Source organism: Micromonospora yasonensis (assembly GCF_026013475.1).
Lineage (GTDB): Bacteria > Actinomycetota > Actinomycetes > Mycobacteriales > Micromonosporaceae > Micromonospora > Micromonospora yasonensis.
The window spans coordinates 1-18,270 of record NZ_JAPDPH010000033.1 but is presented as its reverse complement, the minus strand read 5'-3'; the positions used below and the strand labels follow the sequence as shown (position 1 = coordinate 18,270).

The 18,270-nt window shown below is 68.8% G+C and carries 14 protein-coding genes and 2 pseudogenes; 2 read left to right on the top strand and 14 right to left on the bottom strand.

From position 1 onward, the window contains the following. Positions 1-142 precede the first annotated feature (142 nt). Both ONA70_RS10050 and ONA70_RS10045 read left to right on the top strand, forming a co-directional pair. The gene (locus ONA70_RS10050; RefSeq protein ID WP_265006088.1) at positions 143-1,246 is read left to right on the top strand and encodes a hypothetical protein; all 1,104 of its coding nucleotides are present in this window, start codon (positions 143-145) and stop codon (positions 1,244-1,246) included. Between the two features lie 99 nt (positions 1,247-1,345). After that, complete coding sequence (locus ONA70_RS10045; protein WP_265006087.1) at positions 1,346-3,727, top strand: family 43 glycosylhydrolase; 2,382 nt, start codon at positions 1,346-1,348, stop codon at positions 3,725-3,727. Between the two features lie 66 nt (positions 3,728-3,793). On the opposite strand, the gene ONA70_RS10040 is transcribed toward ONA70_RS10045, so the two are convergent. The 14 genes and pseudogenes from ONA70_RS10040 to ONA70_RS36900 form a co-directional block, all read right to left on the bottom strand. Further along, entirely contained in the window at positions 3,794-4,837 is a 1,044-nt protein-coding gene (locus ONA70_RS10040) for a formylglycine-generating enzyme family protein (protein WP_265006086.1), read from the bottom strand. A gap of 11 nt (positions 4,838-4,848) precedes the next feature. After that, the gene (locus ONA70_RS10035) at positions 4,849-6,315 is read right to left on the bottom strand and encodes a sulfatase family protein (protein ID WP_265006085.1); all 1,467 of its coding nucleotides are present in this window, start codon (positions 6,313-6,315) and stop codon (positions 4,849-4,851) included. After that, positions 6,312-7,814, bottom strand: a complete 1,503-nt coding sequence (locus ONA70_RS10030) for a sulfatase-like hydrolase/transferase (RefSeq protein WP_265006084.1) — start codon at positions 7,812-7,814, stop codon at positions 6,312-6,314. Before ONA70_RS10030 ends, ONA70_RS10035 begins: the two co-directional genes overlap by 4 nt. After that, complete coding sequence (locus ONA70_RS10025; protein ID WP_265006083.1) at positions 7,811-8,806, bottom strand: aliphatic sulfonate ABC transporter substrate-binding protein; 996 nt, start codon at positions 8,804-8,806, stop codon at positions 7,811-7,813. Before ONA70_RS10025 ends, ONA70_RS10030 begins: the two co-directional genes overlap by 4 nt. Before the next feature lie 19 nt (positions 8,807-8,825). After that, the gene (locus tag ONA70_RS10020; RefSeq protein WP_265006082.1) at positions 8,826-9,662 is read right to left on the bottom strand and encodes an ABC transporter ATP-binding protein; all 837 of its coding nucleotides are present in this window, start codon (positions 9,660-9,662) and stop codon (positions 8,826-8,828) included. After that, entirely contained in the window at positions 9,659-10,372 is a 714-nt protein-coding gene (locus ONA70_RS10015) for an ABC transporter permease (RefSeq protein ID WP_265006081.1), read from the bottom strand. The genes ONA70_RS10020 and ONA70_RS10015 overlap by 4 nt, the downstream gene beginning before the upstream one ends. Positions 10,373-10,463: 91 nt before the next feature. Continuing rightward, entirely contained in the window at positions 10,464-11,693 is a 1,230-nt protein-coding gene (locus ONA70_RS10010) for an ROK family transcriptional regulator (protein WP_265006080.1), read from the bottom strand. A 497-nt stretch (positions 11,694-12,190) separates the two neighbouring features. Continuing rightward, positions 12,191-12,340 (bottom strand): hypothetical protein, encoded by a 150-nt coding sequence (locus tag ONA70_RS10005; protein ID WP_265006079.1) that lies wholly within the window; start codon positions 12,338-12,340, stop codon positions 12,191-12,193. A gap of 412 nt (positions 12,341-12,752) precedes the next feature. After that, complete coding sequence (locus ONA70_RS36910; RefSeq protein WP_406601176.1) at positions 12,753-13,019, bottom strand: formylglycine-generating enzyme family protein; 267 nt, start codon at positions 13,017-13,019, stop codon at positions 12,753-12,755. Positions 13,020-13,165: 146 nt separating this feature from the next. Next, a pseudogene (locus tag ONA70_RS36905) lies at positions 13,166-13,351 on the bottom strand (SUMF1/EgtB/PvdO family nonheme iron enzyme); the annotation flags it as partial. A 508-nt stretch (positions 13,352-13,859) separates the two neighbouring features. After that, positions 13,860-14,519, bottom strand: a complete 660-nt coding sequence (locus ONA70_RS10000; RefSeq protein WP_265006078.1) for an N-acetylmuramoyl-L-alanine amidase — start codon at positions 14,517-14,519, stop codon at positions 13,860-13,862. Continuing rightward, positions 14,516-15,982, bottom strand: coding sequence for a sulfatase-like hydrolase/transferase (locus ONA70_RS09995; RefSeq protein ID WP_265006111.1), 1,467 nt, complete (start codon positions 15,980-15,982; stop codon positions 14,516-14,518). The genes ONA70_RS10000 and ONA70_RS09995 overlap by 4 nt, the downstream gene beginning before the upstream one ends. 145 nt (positions 15,983-16,127) lie before the next feature. Beyond that, positions 16,128-17,462 carry a family 43 glycosylhydrolase gene (locus ONA70_RS09990; protein WP_265006077.1) on the bottom strand — a complete coding sequence of 445 codons (1,335 nt, stop codon included), beginning with the start codon at positions 17,460-17,462 and terminating at the stop codon, positions 16,128-16,130. Between the two features lie 388 nt (positions 17,463-17,850). Then, a pseudogene (locus ONA70_RS36900) lies at positions 17,851-17,937 on the bottom strand (hypothetical protein); the annotation flags it as partial. Between the last annotated feature and the right edge of the window lie 333 nt (positions 17,938-18,270).

The window sequence follows — 18,270 nt, the reverse complement described above, 5'->3', positions numbered from 1 at the left end:
GCAAACGCCTCTCGGGAGGAATGGAATGTTACGTCGACTGTTGTCGGTAATCGCTGTCGCAGCGGGACTCGTGTCGGGTGCGACGCCGTCGGCCGTGAGCGCGCAGGCCGGTGTTGTACCCGATACGACGCCCGACGGTTCCATGACCCGCGCACACGCCGCCGGCGGTGTTCTCGGTGCCAACTTCAACCAGAATCTCGACAGCCTCAACTACCGGGAACTGCAGGCCGCCCGGGCCACCTGGATCCGGGGATTCTTCACCATGCCGGACGCGGACCACGGCGACCCTGCGGACACGGCCACGCTCCGTACCGTGCTGGACGCCTCGCGGCGAGGCTACGGCACCGCACTCAGCCTAAAGTTCCCCTTGGCCGAGACGGAGATGCCGGCGGTGGGCACCGAAGCGATGACTGGCGAGCTGGCCCGCCTGAACAAGGTTCTGCCGGTCGTCATGGGACGGGTGGACATCCTGGTGATCGGTAACGAGCCGTTCATCGAGAGCCGCCCGCAGGATCGCACCGACGTCCTGAACGACTTCTACGAGGCCGTGGCCGAGCGGGTCATCGCCTACCGTCGGGCACACTGCGCGCCGGCCTGCAAGACCCGGCTCTACATGGGCGCGCTCAACCGACTCGACCTGCCGGACCGCCGCACACCAGCCACCGAACGCTGGATGCGGTTCGTCCGGGAGACACCCGACATCCAGGGCGTCGACATCCATCCGCACGTGCCGAGCCGGGAAGCGGCCCAACCGTTCCTCGACTACGTACTTCCTCGGCTGCGACCCGACCAGACCTTCCTGGCCACGGAGTTCTCCCTCGTCTGGTACTGGAAGGAGCACATGGGCGACCCGATCCCGGCCGGCTTCGCCGAGCGCTACGGATTCCCCGCCGACGCGAAGGTCTGGCAGGTGATCCAGGCAGCCATCACACACCCGTTCCCGCAACAGCAATGGGACGACTTCCTGTCCAGCAGCCCCTGGTTCGAGAGCCAGCGGCACTACCTGCGCGACCAGATGGAAACGTTCCGGGCCACCGGGCGGTTGGCCATGGCCAGCTACGGCTTCAGGCAGGACACCCTCATGGTGCAGAACTTCGGCCCGGACAAGGTGCCGTGGTTGCTCAACAGCGTGTTCGCGCCGTACACGGTGCAGTCGGCGCCCAACGGGCTGGCCGGGCGGGGCTACCCGTGGATCGACGACTTCCGCGACCTGCAGTTGGCTCCTGAGCACAGCCAGGGCGATTAGCGCGCAGTGCCCGGCCAAGCCAAACCATCGCACGCCGCAGCGCCGCTTCCGCCGACTCGTCGTGCCGTGGCTTTTTGCAACGACGAAGGAGATGCGTAGATGACAGCTTTTTCCACCCCCCGGCCACTCATCGGCATGGCCCTCGCGGCGCCGTTGTTCGTCGCCGGCATCGCGTTCCCCCACGCGGTTTCCGCAGCGGCAGCCTCGCCCCCGCCGGCGGCCGCCGATCAGGTCAGTACATACGCGAATCCGGTGAGCCAGCACGTTGTCGACACCTTCCCCGATCCGACCATGATTCGCGGCAAGGACGGCGCGTGGTACGCCTACGGCACCACCAACCCGATCTTCAACAGCAAGGGCGAGGCGGGCGAGCACATCCTGCCGATGCTCCGGTCGACCGACATGGTCTCGTGGCAGTACGCGGGAGACGCGATCGCCCCCGGCGCGACCCCCACCTGGTGGCCGGCGGGGACGCGACCCTGGGCCCCGGACATCAGATATGTCGACGGCACCTACCACCTGACCTACAGCCTCTCCGGCGGCGGAGTCGCACTGCTGACCAGCGACCATCCCACCGGGCCGTGGACCGACCACGGCCTGCTCGTCCCGGCGAACAACAGTGGCTGCCCCACGGGCAGCATCGACCAGGCGATGTTCACCGACTCCGACGGCACGCACTACCTCTACTGGGGCAGCTATGACACCATCTGCGTCTCGGCGATGACCCCGGACGCGACCGCGCTGACCGGCCCGGTGACCCAGGTGGCTCAGGGACGGCGTGCCGAGGGCGGCTTCGTCGTCAAGCGCGACGGCCACTACTACCTGTTCTTCTCCGACGCCGGCTGCTGCGACGGCGCGTTCAGCGGCTACACAGTCAAGGTGGGACGCGCCGACGACCCCCGAGGGCCGTTCGTCAACCAGGAGGGGCAGTCCCTCATGGATCGGCGGAGCAAGGGCGGCATCGTCGCCGCCGCCAACGGCAACGGGTTCGTCGGGCCGGGACACAACGCGATCCAGACCGACCTCTCCGGCCAGGACTGGCTCGTCTACCACGCGATTCCGGCCGACGGTCCGGACTTCCCGCCGGTGAGTGGCGGCGGCGGGCGGTTGGCCGCGCTGTCGAAGCGACCACTGATGATCGACCGCCTCGACTGGATCGAGGGGTGGCCGGTGCTCCGCGCCGGGGCCGGGCCGTCGAGCGGTGAGCAGTCGGCACCGGTAACCCAGGCCGCCGCGGGCAGCAGCTTCAACGACGGAATCCCGTCCGAGTGGGTTCCCGCGGGAGCCGGCGTGGGCCGGTGGACCGTCACGCAGGTGCCCGACGCGCAGGGTGTGCTGTCCCAGGCCGGCTCCCCGACGCAGCCGTCGCTGTTCGTCCAGGCTGCCCCCGTCTCCGGCGACCGGCGGATCGAGGGTGACCTGCGCCTGCCCCAGGCCGGTGGCACCGGTTCGGTCGGGCTGGTGATCTCCGACCGTGGCCCGCAGAATCGCGTCGTCGCGTGGCTCGACCGCGGCCGCTGGGCACTGGTGGTGTCGGTGACGGACCGCGGGAACACCACCGAGACCAGCACTCCGCTGCCCGCGTCCTTCGACCTGGGCAGCTGGCACACGGTTTCCGCCGAACTCAGGGGGACCAGCCTGAGCGTCGACGTCTCGGCGGACCGGCTGCGCGACCCCCAGGCGGTCGTGCGTGCCTCGCTCCCGGGCACCCCGGCACCCGGCCGAATCGGTGCGGGGTCGCTCAACGCGCCCGGGCAGGCGGACAACATCAGCGCGGCACCCCTCTACCAGCCGGTCACCGAGCGGGTGTCCGACCCGGTGCTGGGTGAGCTCAAGCCGGCCTACTCGGACGAGTTCAACGCAACAGGCCGCCCCGAGTCGTTCGATCCGTCATGGAGCTGGGTCCGCGGGACGTCGGCCGCTGCCAGCGAGAGTGGTGGCGCCCTCACGTGGTCCACCCAGAGCGCCGACCTGTACAACGCCAACAACACGGCATCGGTGCTGCTGCGCGACGCGCCTGAGGGCGACTTCGCGGTGGAGACGAAGCTGAGCTTCACCGGCACGAACCCCGCCCAGCAGGCGGGCGTCGTCCTGTACGAGAACGATGACCGCTACCTCAAGCTGGTCCACTCGGTGCTACCGATCAACCGTATTCCCGGTGCGGTGACGCACCAGACCGAGTTCGGTAAGGAGGGTGAGCGGCCTACCACCACACCTCCGATGCCGGTGTTCAACGGGCCGATGTTCGGCGGCCCGCCGGCCGGGACGACGTGGCTACGTCTGGCCTACCACTACGACGCCGCGCGCCAGGAGCACGACGTGCGAATGGCGTCCAGCACCGACGGGACGCACTGGGTGTGGGGTGGCACCTGGTCGCTTCCGATGCGGGGCAAGCTGCGGATCGGGCTCGTCTCGATGGGCGGTGCCGGGGCGGTCGCCAGCTTCGACTACGTGCGCACCTACGGGCTCGTTTCCCGCTGACCGGTCAGCAGCCGGAAGGGCCGGTACGCCAGTGGCGTACCGGCCTTTCCGTGCCAGGGCTGCCGGTCAGGTGACCGGTCCGAGGGCGACCGTGCGGAAGCCGGTGTTGCCCATGGACGAGTCGGGTGTGTTAGCGGAGCGGGCGGAGTTGCGATACCGGTTGCAGTAGGAGTCGTGGCAGAGGTAGGAGCCCCCGCGCAGCACCCGGGCGCTCCCGGACAGCGGCCCCTGCGGGTCACGCTCCGGAGAGTGCGTGTAGTAACCGGGGTCGTACCAGTCGGAACACCATTCCCAGACGTTGCCGACGGTCTGCCACAGGCCGAAGCCGTTCGGTGAGAACGTGCGGACCGGTGCCGTGGTCAGGTAGCCGTCGTCAAGGTCGTTGCGGGTCGGGAAGCGGCCCTGCCAGATGTTGCAGCGCCACCTGTCGTCGTCGAGGAGGCGATCTCCCCAGGGGTACCGGGCGCCGTCAAGGCCGCCGCGGGAGGCGTACTCCCACTCGGCCTCGGTGGGCAGCCGACGGCCGGCCCACCGGCAGTAGGCCATCGCGTCGTGCCAACTCACGTGGACGACCGGGTGGTCGTCCAGCCCGTCGAGGTCGGAGCACGAGCCGTGCGGACGCCGCCAGTCGGCCCCGCGTACGCCGAGCCACCACGGGGTGCCGGCCGCCGGGCCCATCACTTCCCCGGGGGCCGCCCGCAGGGCCAGGTGGAACACGGCGGAGAAGCCGTACCTCTCGGCCTCGGTGCGGTAGCCCGTGGCGGCCACGAAGCGCGCGAAGTCGGCGTTGGTGACCGGCGTGGTGTCGATGGCGAACGGTGAGAGGACGACCGGGTGGACCGGGCCCTCACCGTCACCGGGGTTGCCGTCGCCGCTCGCGTCGCCCATCCGGAACCGGCCCCCCGGCACGTCCACCTGTGCGGCCGTGTGCCGGCTGGTGGCCAACTCCGCGGTCGCAGCTGCGGTGGGGGACAGGGCGGTGACGCCCGGTTCGGGCTCGGGGGTCGCGACCGGGGGATCACCGGGGCCAGATGCCGCCCGGACTGCCCGTATGCCGGGTGCGCAGCAGGCGGAGCCGTGCTCCCGCGGATCGTCGTGCCGTTGGTCCATCGGCATTCCTATCAGCTCGCGACCGGGCCGTCCGGGCGGAGGCCCTCGGGCGCTGCGTGGCTCGGGTGCGGTTCGTCGCCGACGGCCGCCTGGGCCAGCCACATCCGCGCCTTGAGGTCCTCGCGTACCGCGCCGTAGGCCGGGTCGTCATAGACGTTGCGCACCTCGTCCGGATCCTCGAGCAGGTCGTAGAGCTCCCACTCAGGTGGATAGGTTCGGGATGAGCTGCCGGGGACGCCGAGGCCGTCGTTGTAGAAGTAGATGAGCTTGTGGCGGGCGGTACGGTAGCCGTAGTGGGCCGGTGTCCGGTGGTTGCTGTCGTCGTGTTCCCAGTACCGGTAGTACATCCCCTCCGCCGGGGGCTCGCCGCGGGTGCCGGTGAGGTCGGGCCAGAAGCTGCGGCCCTGCATCCGTTCGTGGTGCGGCACCCCGGCAGCGTCCAGGATCGACTGCGCGAAGTCGACGTTCGTGACGATCCCGTCGTGCACCTGGCCGGCGGCGACCGCCCGTGGACAGCTCAGCAGCAGGGGCATGCGCAGTGACTGTTCGTACATGAAGCGTTTGTCGAACCACCCGTGTTCACCGAGGAAGAAACCCTGGTCGGAGGAGTAGATCAGGACGGTGTCGTCGAACCGGCCCCGCTCCCGGAGCCAGTCGATGACCCGGCCCACGTTGTCGTCGACGGAGGCGACGCAGGCCAGGTAGTCCTCCATGTACCGCTGGTACTTCCACCGGGCCTGTTCCTCGTACGACATCCCGTCGGGGACCGGCTGTTTGAGGTCCTCCACCGTCAGGTGGTCCGCGATGCGCATGGCGGCCCGCCGCGCCGACGGCGTGCGCGTGGCGTAGTCGTCGGCGAAGGTGGCCGGCACCGGGATGTGGCCCGCGTACATTCCGGCGTGCGCCTCGTCGGGCTCCCACGAGCGGTGCGGTGCCTTGTGGCAGATCAGGACGCACCACGGGGCGTCCCCGTCCAGCGAGTCGAGCCACCGCAGGGACAGGTCGGTGATGAGGTCCGTGGCGTAGCCGCGCTCGGTACGCAGGCCCTCGGCGGACAGGAACCGGGGATCGAAGTACTCACCCTGTTCGATGAGCACGTCCCAGTAGTCGAAGTTCTGCGGGTCGTGCCCCGCGCCGTCGCCCAGGTGCCACTTGCCGACGATCGCGGTGCGGTAGCCGGCGTCGCGGAGCTGGGAGACGAAGGTCGGCTGGGCCGCGTCGATCGGCGTGACGAGGGTCTTCACGCCGTTCACGTGGCTGTACGTGCCGGTGAGTATCGTGGCGCGACTCGGCGAACACAGCGAGTTGGTGACGAAGCAGTTTTCGAAGCGGACCCCGTGCTCGCCTATCTCGTCGATCCGCGGCGTGCGGTTGACGGCCGACCCGTAGGCGCTGACCGCGTGCGCGGCGTGATCGTCGGTGAGGATCATGACGATGTCGGGCCGTCGGGGTCGACCGTTCAACGCAGCCGAGGTCACGCGTTCGACCCCTGGTAGGTCGCCTCGTCCAAGCCGCTCAGCGTCGGGTCGTAGCGGGTCTCCCCGACGTCGTACATGGACGTCATCCAGTGGTAGAACTTGTCGCCCCGTTCCTGTAGGAGCTGGTACAGCCGGTGCATCATCCGCGTCCGGATCTCCGCCATCTCTGGGTGTTCGTAGATGTTGAGCAACTCGTCCGGGTCGAGCTGCAGGTCGTACAGCTCGTTCACCGAGTCGGGGTTGACCACGAGCTTGTAGCGGTCGGTCCGCAGCATCCGCTGCGCATACGGGAAGTGGTGGCCGTGGAACTCGCACACGAGGTCCTCCTCCCAGCGTGCCTCACCGCCGCCGACCAGCGGCAGCAGGCTGCGCGAGTCGACCGCCGACTTCGGGTCGAGACCGGCGAGTTCGAGGATCGTCGCCGTGCAGTCCAGCAGGCTGACGAACTCGGTGCGGACCACACCGCCCGGCTCGCCGGGCACCCGGAGCAGGCCCGGGGTGCGGTAGATGTCCTCGTACATCGCCGGCCCCTTGTCGTGCAGCCGGTGCGCGCCAGTGAACTCTCCGTGGTCGCAGGTGAAGAACACCGAGGTGTCTTCGACGAGACCGAGGCGCTGCAGAGCGTCCAGCACGCGCCCGATCTGCCGGTCGATGAGCGCCACGTAACCGTGATACACGGCGATGAGTTTGCGGGTGGTCTCGATCGGCATGGTGTCGAAGGTCCAGTGCGCGCTGTAGTTCTTCTGCACCGGGGGTTTGCCGTGGAAGGTCTCGGCGACCGAGCGCGGCAGTTCGACGTCCGCGGGATCGACCAGGTCGAAGTACTCGTCCGGGAGGATGTACGGCAGGTGCGGGCCGAAGAAGTGCAGGGCGAGGAAAAAAGGCTGGTCGCGGTCCCGGGCGGCCTCCGCGTACCGTTCGAGGAGTTCGATGGTGCGGGTGGCCAGGTAGTGCTCGAAGGTCGCCTCCACCGGCTGGTGCAGGCGTGCGGCCAGCAGGTTGCCGGGGCCGCCGTTGGGCAGCGTGCCGCGGATCCGGTCAGAGATCTCGTAGGGCGGGAGGTCCCGCTCGGCGAGATAGGCCAGGTAGTCGGGGTGGTCCACGGGGTTGTGCCAGCCCGGCAGCTCGGGCCCGTCGAAGCCGAATTCGCGCGCCGTCTTCTCCGTGCCCACGTGCCACTTGCCGATGAGGCCGCAGTTGTAGCCCGCTTGCCGCAACGCCGCCGAGAAGGTGAACTGCCCGTCCGGCAGGTCCTCCATGTAGCCCACGTTGCGTTCATTGTTGGCGAGCAGTTTGTGACGGAAGGGCGCCTGACCGGTGAGCAGGCTGGCTCTGGCGGGAGTGCAGATCGCGGTAGGCGTGTACCACCGGTCGAACCGCGTTCCGGTCCTTGCCAGCTCGTCCAGGACCGGCGTCGCCCGGGGGCTGCCGTACACCCCGAGCGTGTCCGCCCGGTGCTGGTCGGTCATCAGGAAGAGGATGTTCTTCGGTCTGGTCACTTGGCTGCCGCCATGAACAGGTCGCCGGTGTAGTAGCTCTTCGGGTCCGACGGAGACTTCAGCTTGCCCGCCTGGACGAAGTAGTCGCTCATCCCGGTGAGCCACTTGTCGATGGTGCCGTCCTTGGTCATCGTGTCCAGCTCGTCGACTGAGAGGACCTTGACGTTGGCCGCGTCGGCCTTGACCTGGTCCACCGGAACATTGAGTATCTTCGCGGTCAGCGCGATGCTCCGGTCCATGTTCTCGGAGCGGTAGCGCATCGCGTCGCGCAGCACGGCGAGCACCTTCTCGGTCTTCGCCTTCTCGTTGGCGACGACCTGGTTACCCGCGACGAACGCGGTGGGGAAGGAGACCTCGGCGGCGAAGTCCTCGTTCTTCGCCAGCTCGACCACGTCCGGGACCTGCTTCTTGATGGTCGCGATGGCGGGATACCAGAAACCGGCGGCGTCGATCTTTTTGGCCGAGAACGCCGACACGATCGTGGAGGGGTCCATCGGCACGATCTTGACGTCCTGCTTCGTCACGCCCGCCTTTCGCAACGCGAGCGTGAGGATCATGTCGCCAGACGTGCCTTCTGGGACGCCGACGGTCTTGCCCTTGAGCTGTTGGATGGACGTCACGCCGGGCTGGGCGATGACCCGGTCGGCGTTGCCCAGGGTGTTGATCGCGACGACCTTGGCCTGACCGGAGGCGGGCAGCCACATGGCGCCGGGCCCGATGTAGCCGAAGTCGAGGTCGCCGGCACCGAGGGCCTGGATCTGTAGCGGGCCGTTCGTGAACACCTTGGTGTCGGCCTTGAGCCCGTGCTTCGCCCAGAGCTTCTGGTCATTGGCGATGGCGAGCAGGCTGGTGCCGTTGAAATCGCCGATGTAACCGAACGTGACCTCCTCCGCCTTCCCGCCGGGGCCGGAGTCACTTCCACAGCCGGAGAGCAGCGCGGCGACGATGGCACCGGCGGCGGCGCCGGCGAGGAGTCTGCGGGAGATTCTCATGATCAAAACGTCCTTCGGATCAGGCCGTCGTGAGTGACGGTGAGGGGGGTGACGAAGGGGTGGTGCCGTCCTGGTGGTAAACGGAGTGCCAGACCCGGTTGCGGAGCGCGGCGAACTCCGGACTCAACCGGAACTCCTCCGACCGTGGGTACGGGAGGTCGACGTCGATGACGTCGTAGATGCGTCCGGGCCGTGCCGCCATGACGACGACGCGATTGGCGAGGAACACGGCCTCGTCCACGTCGTGCGTGATGAACATGACCGTGCGTTGCTCCTTGCTCCACGTGTCGAGCAGTTGTTCCTGGAGCTTGACCCGGGTGAGGGCGTCGAGGGCGCCGAAGGGCTCGTCCATCAACAGGATCGACGGGTTCACCGCGTAGGCGCGGGCGATGGCACAGCGTTGCCGCATGCCGCCCGAGAGCATCTTCGGCAGGGCGTCGGCGAAATCCTCCAGGCCGACCATCCGGATGAAGTACTCGGCCCGCTCGCGGCGCTGTGCCCTCGGCACGCGGGCGGTCCTCAGGCCGAACTCCACGTTCTTGCGTACGGTCAGCCAGGGGAAGAGCGCGTACTGCTGGAAGATGACGCCGCGCTCGGGACCTGGCCCGGACACGGGTGTCCCGTCGACGATCGCTCGGCCCTCGGTCGGTTCCTCCAGCCCGGCGAGGATGTTGAGCAGGGTGCTCTTGCCGCAACCCGACGGCCCGACCACGGTGACGAACTCGTTGTCAGCGATGTCGAGAGACACCTGGTCGAGTGCGGTGAACGTCTGCCGGCCCAGCGAGAACGTCTTGGTGACCGCCTGTACCGAGATCTTGGCGGCCTGCGTGCCAGGACGTGGCGAATTCGAGGTCATCGGCGCTCCTGCCATCCGGTGAGCCTGCGTTCGGCCACGAGCAGCACGCGGTCCATCAGCAGGCCGAGGATCCCGATCGAGATCAGACCGACGAAGATCGTCGGGAGGTCGTAGTAGAGCTGGGCGTTCTGCATGCGGTAGCCCAGGCCCTGTTGCGCGGCGATCAGCTCGGCGGCGACCAGGGTGGCCCACGCCGACCCGAGGCCGACCCGCATGCCGACGAGGATGAACGGAGTGGAGGCGGGCACCACCACCCGGGCGAAGATCCCGGCGTCCCGCGTGCCGAGCACCCGCGCCGCGTTGATGAGCGTACGGTCGACGCTCACCACGCCCTGAAACGTGGAGATGACGCAGGCCAGGAAGGCCGCCAGGAAGATGACGAAGATCTTCGGCGCCTCGTCGATGCCCATCAGCACGATCGCGAGCGGGATGATGGCCAGCGGCGGGATGGTGCGGAAGAACTGGATCCACGGCTCGACCAGGCCCCGCACGACGCCGTACCACCCCATGAGGAAACCGATCGGGATGGCCGCCGCCGTACCGAGGACGAACCCGGCCAGCACCCGACCGAGACTGACCAGGATGTCGTTCTCCAGCGTGCCGTCGGCGAGCAGGTCCCAGGCCCGCGAGACGACCTCGGTCGGCTGTGGCACCTTCACGCCGAGGGCCGCGAGGGCCCACCAGACGCCGATGCCGAGCGCGATGGACACGGCGTTCAACGCCAGCGGCAGTCCGCGTGGACGGCCCCGGCGCGTCTGCGATGACGCGAGCCGGTTGTCACGTCCCGTGTGCGCAGCCGGTTCAGTGATGACGGCCATGGGACACCCTTTCGATCGTGGTCTGCGGGACGCGGATGCCGCCCCCGCTGCCAGCGCCGCCGGCCTTCGCGGGCTCGGGGTAGGCCGCCAGCAGCGGCGAACTGTGGAACAGCGCGGCCAGGGCGCCCAGCGCGCCGTCGTCGTCTGAGAGCTCCGCGGCACGGACGACCGGGATGCTGGCGGCGTCCGGCAGGAGCTCGTAGGTGATGGTGGCGCGGACCTGCTGGACGATGATGGGGGCGACGCGCACGATCTCGCCGCCGATGACGATCTCGGCAGGGTTCAGCGCCATCGCCGCCGTGCCGACGACCCGGCCGATGGCGGCGGCCGCCGCACGCAACACCTGCTCGACGATCGGGTGTGACCGTTCGACCGCCGCACGGAGCTCGTCGAGGTCGTCGACCGGGACGCCGCGGGCCCGGCAGTTCGCCAGGATCGCCGGTACCGACGCGACGGTCTCCAGGCAGCCGTTCTTGCCGCACCGGCACGACCCGCCGTGCACGTTGACCCTGACGTGGCCGAACTCGCCGGCGAGTCCGGTCGATCCCGTGACGAGGCGGCCGCCGACGACCACGCCACCACCCACTCCGTCGGAAACCCGTACGTAGATCAGGTCGTCGACGGTGCCGCTACCACTGATCGCCTCGGCGAGGGCGGCGAAGCGGGTGTTGTTGTCCACCAGCACGGAGGCGTCGAACCGGCTCGCGAAAGCGGCGCCGACGTCCTCGACGGTGTCGAGCAGGCCGGCTGCCGGAGCCTGCCGTGGTGCGGGGTGCGCGGCCGGCGGAACGGGATGCGGTCCGGGCACGCCGATACCGACGCCCTGAAGTGCGCCGTAGTGCACGTCCGTCTCGTCGGTGAGCCGGTCGATCAGCCGGAAGGCGGCGTCCAGCCGTTGCGGCCACGGCGCGTCGTCCTCATAGCGTTCGGAGCCGGACGCGATGATCTCGTGCGACGCGTCGGCAACCGCAACGCAGACCCGCCGGTGGCCGAAGTCGACCCCCATGAACTGCCCGGAGGCGGGGTCTAGGGCGAGCCGTTCGGCCGGGCGCCCGCTGCCCTCGCGCTTCGCCGCGTCGGTGTCCACCACCACGATGGCGCCGCGCTGCAGGAGGCTGGCGGTGATCTCGGAGAGCGTGGAGCGCGAGAGCCCGACGGCGCGGGCGATCTGGCTCCGGCTCAGCGCTCCCTGCTCCCGCAGGGTGCGTAACACGCGCTCCTCGTGCCTCAGCCGCACGAGGGCGTGCACTCCGTTTGATGTCGGCACGGTGACGACCGTTACAGTGGCGAATTATTCCGTCAACCTTCCGACAAAATTCGGCTGGAGTTTGTCAGGAGTCCCAACCCTCGCCGCTCGCTGGCGATACGCTCGTGGCCGGCCGGCCAGTCACTGCCCGGGCGCTGCCGGGCATGGCGGGGTTCCCGGCGGTGCGGCGCGTACGCCTGCCAGGTCGCCGGCCCTCGCCGCCGTGAGCAGCGCCGCGGTCCAGGCCGGCTGAGCCATCGCCGCCCGCGTCCACCGGCCGCAATCCACCGCCCCACCGGGACCGCCCCGGTGGGCCGCAGCGGATGCCGCCAGCATGCCGGCCGGTCCCGCCGCAACTGTGGGCTCTGGCGAGACTTCCCTGATCATGAGACCACAAGGCCAGCTGCGGCTGCGGGTCGTGTCGTGGTCGGAAAGGCCGTCATCCACGCCGTACGCGGCGGCGGTCACGTCGCCGCGAGCAGCGCCATGATGCCCTTCTCGGTGACGTTCGAGCCGGTGAGCTGACCGGCGATGGCGCCGTCGCGCAGCACCAGGACGCTTTCGCAGGAACCGACGAGTTCCTTGCGGCCACGGCGTATGAACAGCCCGGCCATCGACGTGGTTGCCCTACGACCCGCCGGCTGACCTGCACTGCCTCACCGTGGCATACAGGTCGAGCGACGACCAGAGGTTCCCGGGCAAGGATTCGATCCGGAGCATGCCCGGGACGCCGTGAAAGGCGGGCCGAGAGCACTTTCCGACCCGAGGACTTCTGGCTCGCCGGTCTGCTGGAGGGCGAGGGGTGGTTCATCAAGGTGAATGCCGGCCGTTCGGTTCGCGTTCTGGCCCTGAAGGTCGAGATGACGGACCTCGACGTGATCCAGCGAGCCGCGGCCCTGTGGGGGTGTGGCTATCGCCATGATCCCGGGGAGAAACATGATCCCGGGGAGAAAAGAGCACCACAAGTCCGTACACAAGGTGGTGCTACGGGGTTACCCGGCGGTCGACTACGCGTGGACGGTCGAGCTACGCCCGCAGGGTGCCGAGCATGGCGCGAACCATCGTCGGCGGGTGGAAGCCAGCGACGCCGCCTGCGCTCGCGTCGGCGACTCGGAATCCTGTGTGGGAAGACGTTGAGTCCGGCGTGTTAGCCGTACGGGCCGAGACGCGGTACCGGTTGCAGAAGCTGTCGTGGCACATGAAGGACCCACCACGGACCACACGCCGTTCAGGGTTGTCGCGGCCGTGAGCCGACCAGGTGTCGGCGCACCACTCCCAGACGTTGCCGACCATCTGGTGCGTCCCCACCAGGGGGTGTCGGTGACGACGCCGACGACACGGCTGCGCTGCTCGAGCGTGAGCAGCGGGACCGGGACGAACGACCAGCCCTCCCGCTCCGCGGTGGTCACGTAGCCGGTCAAGCGGACGAACGCGGCAAACTGTCGGTTGGTCACGGTGGTTTCGGCGAGCGCGAACGGCGCCACCGTGATCTCGCGGACGGGTCCCTCGCCGTCGCCCGGATGGGCCTCGGGGCCCTCGCTTCCGGCGAGGTAGCTGCCACCGGGCAGGTCGACGAGTGCCTTACGGAGCCTGCGGCGGGTGGCGTCGTCCGTCGTCCGGTCCATCAGCAGTGGGCCGGCCAGCGCGATACCTTGCACGGTGGCGCCGGAGGTCTTGTGGGCGGGGCCGCAGCACGGGCTCACCGGTACTGCGTCACCGGGTGTCATGCGGCAAGTGCCGCGCCCGGCAACCGGAGAAGCGCGGACATGCCGGCCACCCTGGCCGCTCCGATGATGCGGCGCCGGGATTTTCTGTGGAAATCGGTCATTTTCTGCCTTCTCTGGTGGGGTGTCGGTGAGCGTTCGCGAACCTATGAGTACGGCCGCCACGTCTCCTCTCGGTGCATCGGCCCTGCCGGATTGTCGCCGCCGTGGCGGCCACCGAAAGCGGCGGCAATGCCACCTCCCGAGCCGGCCCGACCGTCCTCGAAGCCGTCGGTACCGTCGGCGCTCATCGCAAGCACCCGTCCCTCGGAGGCCGGCATCCCTGGGCAAACGGCCCCCGCCGGCGATGTCGCAAGCGGACCCCGGGCCGCCCAGGTTGGCGCGGTAGCGCCGCCTCTCGGGGTCCGCCTCACCTCTCGGTTCCCACCTTCCGGACCAGTTCGAGATAGTGATCCCAGTCCCAGTTGGCTCCGGGGTCGGTGTGGGTGGCGCCGGGCACCTCGTTGTGACCGAGGATGTGGGTTCGGTCCAGTGGAATCGCATGGCGTGCGCACACGGCCGCGGTGAGCGCCGCGGACGAGGCGTACATCTCCTCGGTGAACCATGCGGTGGAATTGACCCAGCCCTCGTGTGTGATGCCGATGCTGCGGTTGTCGTAGTCGGGATTGCCGGTGTGCCAGGCGATGTCCTTCTCCCGGACGCACTGGCCGATGTGGCCGTCTGCCGAGCGGACCAGGTAGTGGGCCGAGGTTCGCCGGTCGGGATTCTGGAAGACGGCGACGGCGTCGTCGAAGTGCTCCTGCGTGACGTGGATGACCACGTAGTCGATCTGATGGTTGCGAGGGCGCCGCGCGGGGCGGTAGTTGGCGGGAGAGGCTGGTAGCCACTGCGCGCCGGGGTAGTCGACGACCGCGAGGGAAGGGCTGGTTCCGACCGCGGAAGCGGTTTTGACGGTGGCTGCGGTGGTGGCTGCCGTGGCCAGGGTGACGGCGGCGGCACCGCGCAGGAACGTACGGCGTGACAGGGGAGGTTGCCGGTTGCCGTCGCTGCGGCGGATCAGTTCGGTCATGCTCCGTGCGCCTTCGAGGTCCGGTACCAGTTGTGCTGGGCGAGCCTGGCGTTGTACTTCCCCTGCGGCAGGTCGTCGGTGAGCCGGACCGACCATCGCTGCAGTCGCTGCATGAGTTCGGCCTTGACGTCGCGCAGGCTCGGATCGTCGAAGCGGTTGTGCAGTTCCATCGGATCCTTCTCGAGGTCGTACAGCTCACCGGGGCCGGAGACGTGCTCGTAGAGCTTGTAGTGGTCGTGCCGGATCATCCGTGACGAGCCGCTCTGGGTCACGCTGTTCAGCTCGTCGTACCTGGTGCCTTCGTAGGGGAAGTGCAGCGGTGGCCGGGCGTCGTCGGGATAGGGCAGGCCGCCGTAGCCGCGCTCGGTGACGATGTCGGCGAACTCCGCAGCCGGGTAGTCGGCGCCGGTGAGCATCTGCCACAGGCTGCGGCCCTGGACTCCCAGGGGGATGGGGCGGCCGATCGCCTCGCACACGGTGGGCAGGATGTCGGCGATCGAGACGAAGTCCTTCTTGTTGTCCTGGGTTTCGACGCCGCAGCCGTGCACGATCATCGGAATGTGTGCCAGTGCCTCTGGCATTCCCGCACCCTTGCGCTGCAGGCCGTAGTCGGCGGCGTAGTCGCCGTGGTCGGCGAGGAAGATCAGCAGGGTGTTCTCCCACAGGCCCTGCTCCTTCAGGTGGCCGACGAGCCGGCGCAGCTGGTCGTCGATGAGGCGGAGCATGCCGCAGTAGGTGGCGCGGTAGCGGCGCCAGAGCTTGTCGTAGCCGGGACGCTTCTCCTCCACCAGGTCGCGTAGCCACTTGTAGGCGCCGCCTTTGGCCTCCGCGGCCTCGGGGCCAGCGAGCCGGTTGGGGATCTTGTCCTCGTCGAACAGCGAGAAGTACGGCTCCGGCACCTGGTAGGGGTTGTGCGGCTCGGGCGTGGAGACGAAGGAGAAGAACGGCTTGTCGGGGTCGCGGGCGTCTATCTGCTGGATGGCGTCGGAGACGATCCGGTACGGATACTGCAGCTCCACCGGGAACGGGGTGGGTGCACTCGTCGGGCCCATGTCGATGGACTTCAGCCAGTCGGTGAAGGCGCGCTGCTCGGTGGTGGTGTCCGGCGCCATCGTGTGCCCGTACTCGGAGAAGGCGTCGTAGTCCTCCGCCTTGTTGCGGTACATGTGCGTCTTGCCGGCGTAGAACAGCTGGTAGCCGGCGCCACGCAGCACGTCGAGCAGGTCGTCGCCGCGCGCGACATCCTCCGGGCTGGTGTTGGAGTTCTGCCGTATGCGGTGGGTGCTGGGCCATCTGCCGGTCAGCAGGCTGGTGCGCGCTGGGACGCAGGCCGGGGCGGTGGTGTACGCGCGGCGGAAGCGGGTGCCTTGGGCGGCGATGGAGTCGAGAAAGGGCATCGTGTCCAGGCCGAAGCCCACGCCTCTGGTGAAGTCGGCGCGGAGCTGATCGGTCATCACGAACACGATGTTCGGAGCGGTCGGGCAGGTCACAGGGTCCCCTTCCAGTAGGAGAAGGCGATCGGAGCAATCGGTTGGGGAGGCGGATCAGTCGGCCCGTGCGCTGCGTGGGCTGACGCCCCGCACGGGGAGATCAGGTCGCCTTGGGCTTTCACTCACTGATGGCATGGACTCGGCTCTGGCGCCGGACGTAGAGGCGATTGCCCTGGGGGCCGGTCCACTCCAGGCGGACGACGCCGGGCACCGCGGCGTCGTCGATGCGTGCCGGGTCGGCCCAGTAGCCGAAGTTCGGGTTGCGGAAGAAGGTCGCCCACAGTCCGCCGTCGGCGTCCTCGAAGATGTTGTTGTGGCCGGCGCCCACGCCGAGGGTCCAGCGGGGGGAGTACGGGCCTTCGAAGTGGTCGGCGACGGCGGCGATCGCGTCGTACTGGTACTGGGTCCGGCCGGGGCCGGGCGGGTCGTAGGCGTGGCGGGTGCTGCCGTCGGCGGCTGTCGAGGTGCGGTCCCACGCGGCGTGCAGGAGGTAGTACTTGCCGCCGTACTGGAAGACGTACGCGCCTTCCAGGTAGGGCTCAGGGGTGTAGGGCTGTTGCTGGAACGCCGGAAGGTCGGTCGTGGGGACGATGTCCTCCATGTCGTCGCGGAACTTGGCGTACACGTTGTTGTGCAGGACCAGCCACGCGTCGTCGCCCTCCGCGTAGAGACTGCCGTCGATGTGGAAACGCGCCCCGGGATCAATGTGCGGTGCGTCGGGGAGCGGGTCGCCGAAGGGCTTGTCGAGGTTGCCGTCGGCGAGGCGGTACGGTCCCTCGACGCCGCCCTGGCTCACCAGCAGGAATGAGCCGACCTTGTGGGCGCGGTCGCCCATGCACGCGACGATGTACCAGGTGCCGCGGAAGTAGTGCACCTCCGGCGCCCAGACGTTGCCGCGCTTGCCGAACTGGTCGTCGTACCAGTACTCCTGCCACGGGGCGACGACCGTGCGCCCGGGCCGGTTCTCGCCGGCGAACTCCGGCGACCAGACCTTGCCCTTCTCGGCGTCGGGCCGGATGCCGGCGGTGTCGGCCAGCCGCCACGGGCCGTGCAGGGACGGCGCCGTCCACAGGAAGATGCCGTCGTTCCACGGGGTGGCTGCGGTGAGCCCGGGTACGCGGCTGGTGCCGGTGGCGACGTAGAGGGGACGGCCGTCGACGACGAAGCAGTTGACGTAGGTGTCCCGTATCCAGACCCGGCCGAGCTCCTCGTCGCGGGGGCGCAGCTCGAGGGGGAGGACGAAGGAGTTGTCCTCCCGCAGCCACAGGTCCTTTCGGGTGTCCGCGAGGCCATACGGCTCGGGGTCGGGCCAGTTCGACGGGTAGCGCCCCGTCGGCGCGCCATCCGGGGAGTCAGGCGCTGCCTGTGCGGTAGCCGCGGGAAGGCCCGCCGCCGCTCCCAGGGCGGCGACACCGGCCAGCAGGGTCCGTCGGTGCAACCCGCTCTTGGTCATCAGTCACGCTCTCCTTCGTTGTCCGGGATGCCGATACCTGCCCGACGGGATTGGTGCCTGCTGTCTCTGGTGCGTGCCCTGTCGACGATTGGCACATGCCGCTGCTGGCGGCCAGGTCGAGGGGGCCGTCCATGGCTGCCATGGCGCAAAACAGCATGTGTAGGACTTTTTTTGCCGTCAACAGGCCGTACAAATACCTCCGGGTGTCCGGGCTTCGCCCTTTCGCCGCGGAGGCCTTTGCGCAGGTCCTGGGAGCAGTCGACCGACCGGCTGGCGTGTCACGATTGCGTAACGGGTGTCAACGCCGCCTGAATCCTGACCTGAGGTTCCCCCCGGGATTGTGGGCACTGAGCTTCCCCCGGTTTCCCGGACGGCTTCCGTGTGATGGTCAGGCCGCCGCTGCGGCCGGGGTGTGTTGTCGTTCGTAGTCGATCGGGGACAGGTTGCCAAGGCTCGAGTGGCGCCGGCGTGGGTTGTACCACGCCTAATGGCAACCGAGGACGCCCGTACCAGCCGATGGCCGTCGAGCCGGGGAATCGAGATCGGCGCCTCGTTGAGAATCGTGGCCGCTGCTGACGCCTGTAGAACCTGCGGGGCGTTGACCCTGGATATCGAGAGAGGCGCGTGGCGGCCGCGGTGATCGACGAGGATGATCGTTTCGTGGTTTGCCGGCGGGCTGAGCCTTGGTCAGTCGCAGGCCTGGAGCCTTGCGCGAGTTCGGGCGCCGCCGGTTGCGGGGCGAACGGCTCGTGAGATGTCGTCGGAGGTCGCGTCCGCGCGAGTGGTGTAAGAGACGGCCATCGCGGGT

Excerpts from the sequence above, each read along its gene's own strand:
- ONA70_RS10050 (WP_265006088.1), top strand. The coding sequence starts at position 143 with ATGACCCGCGCACACGCCGCCGGCGGTGTTCTCGGTGCCAACTTCAAC.
- ONA70_RS10045 (WP_265006087.1), top strand. The coding sequence starts at position 1,346 with ATGACAGCTTTTTCCACCCCCCGGCCACTCATCGGCATGGCCCTCGCG.
- ONA70_RS10040 (WP_265006086.1), bottom strand. The coding sequence starts at position 4,837 with ATGGACCAACGGCACGACGATCCGCGGGAGCACGGCTCCGCCTGCTGC.
- ONA70_RS10025 (WP_265006083.1), bottom strand. The coding sequence starts at position 8,806 with ATGAGAATCTCCCGCAGACTCCTCGCCGGCGCCGCCGCCGGTGCCATC.
- ONA70_RS10020 (WP_265006082.1), bottom strand. The coding sequence starts at position 9,662 with ATGACCTCGAATTCGCCACGTCCTGGCACGCAGGCCGCCAAGATCTCG.
- ONA70_RS10005 (WP_265006079.1), bottom strand. The coding sequence starts at position 12,340 with ATGGCCGGGCTGTTCATACGCCGTGGCCGCAAGGAACTCGTCGGTTCC.
- ONA70_RS36910 (WP_406601176.1), bottom strand. The coding sequence starts at position 13,019 with ATGGTCGGCAACGTCTGGGAGTGGTGCGCCGACACCTGGTCGGCTCAC.
- ONA70_RS10000 (WP_265006078.1), bottom strand. The coding sequence starts at position 14,519 with ATGACCGAACTGATCCGCCGCAGCGACGGCAACCGGCAACCTCCCCTG.
- ONA70_RS09990 (WP_265006077.1), bottom strand. The coding sequence starts at position 17,462 with ATGACCAAGAGCGGGTTGCACCGACGGACCCTGCTGGCCGGTGTCGCC.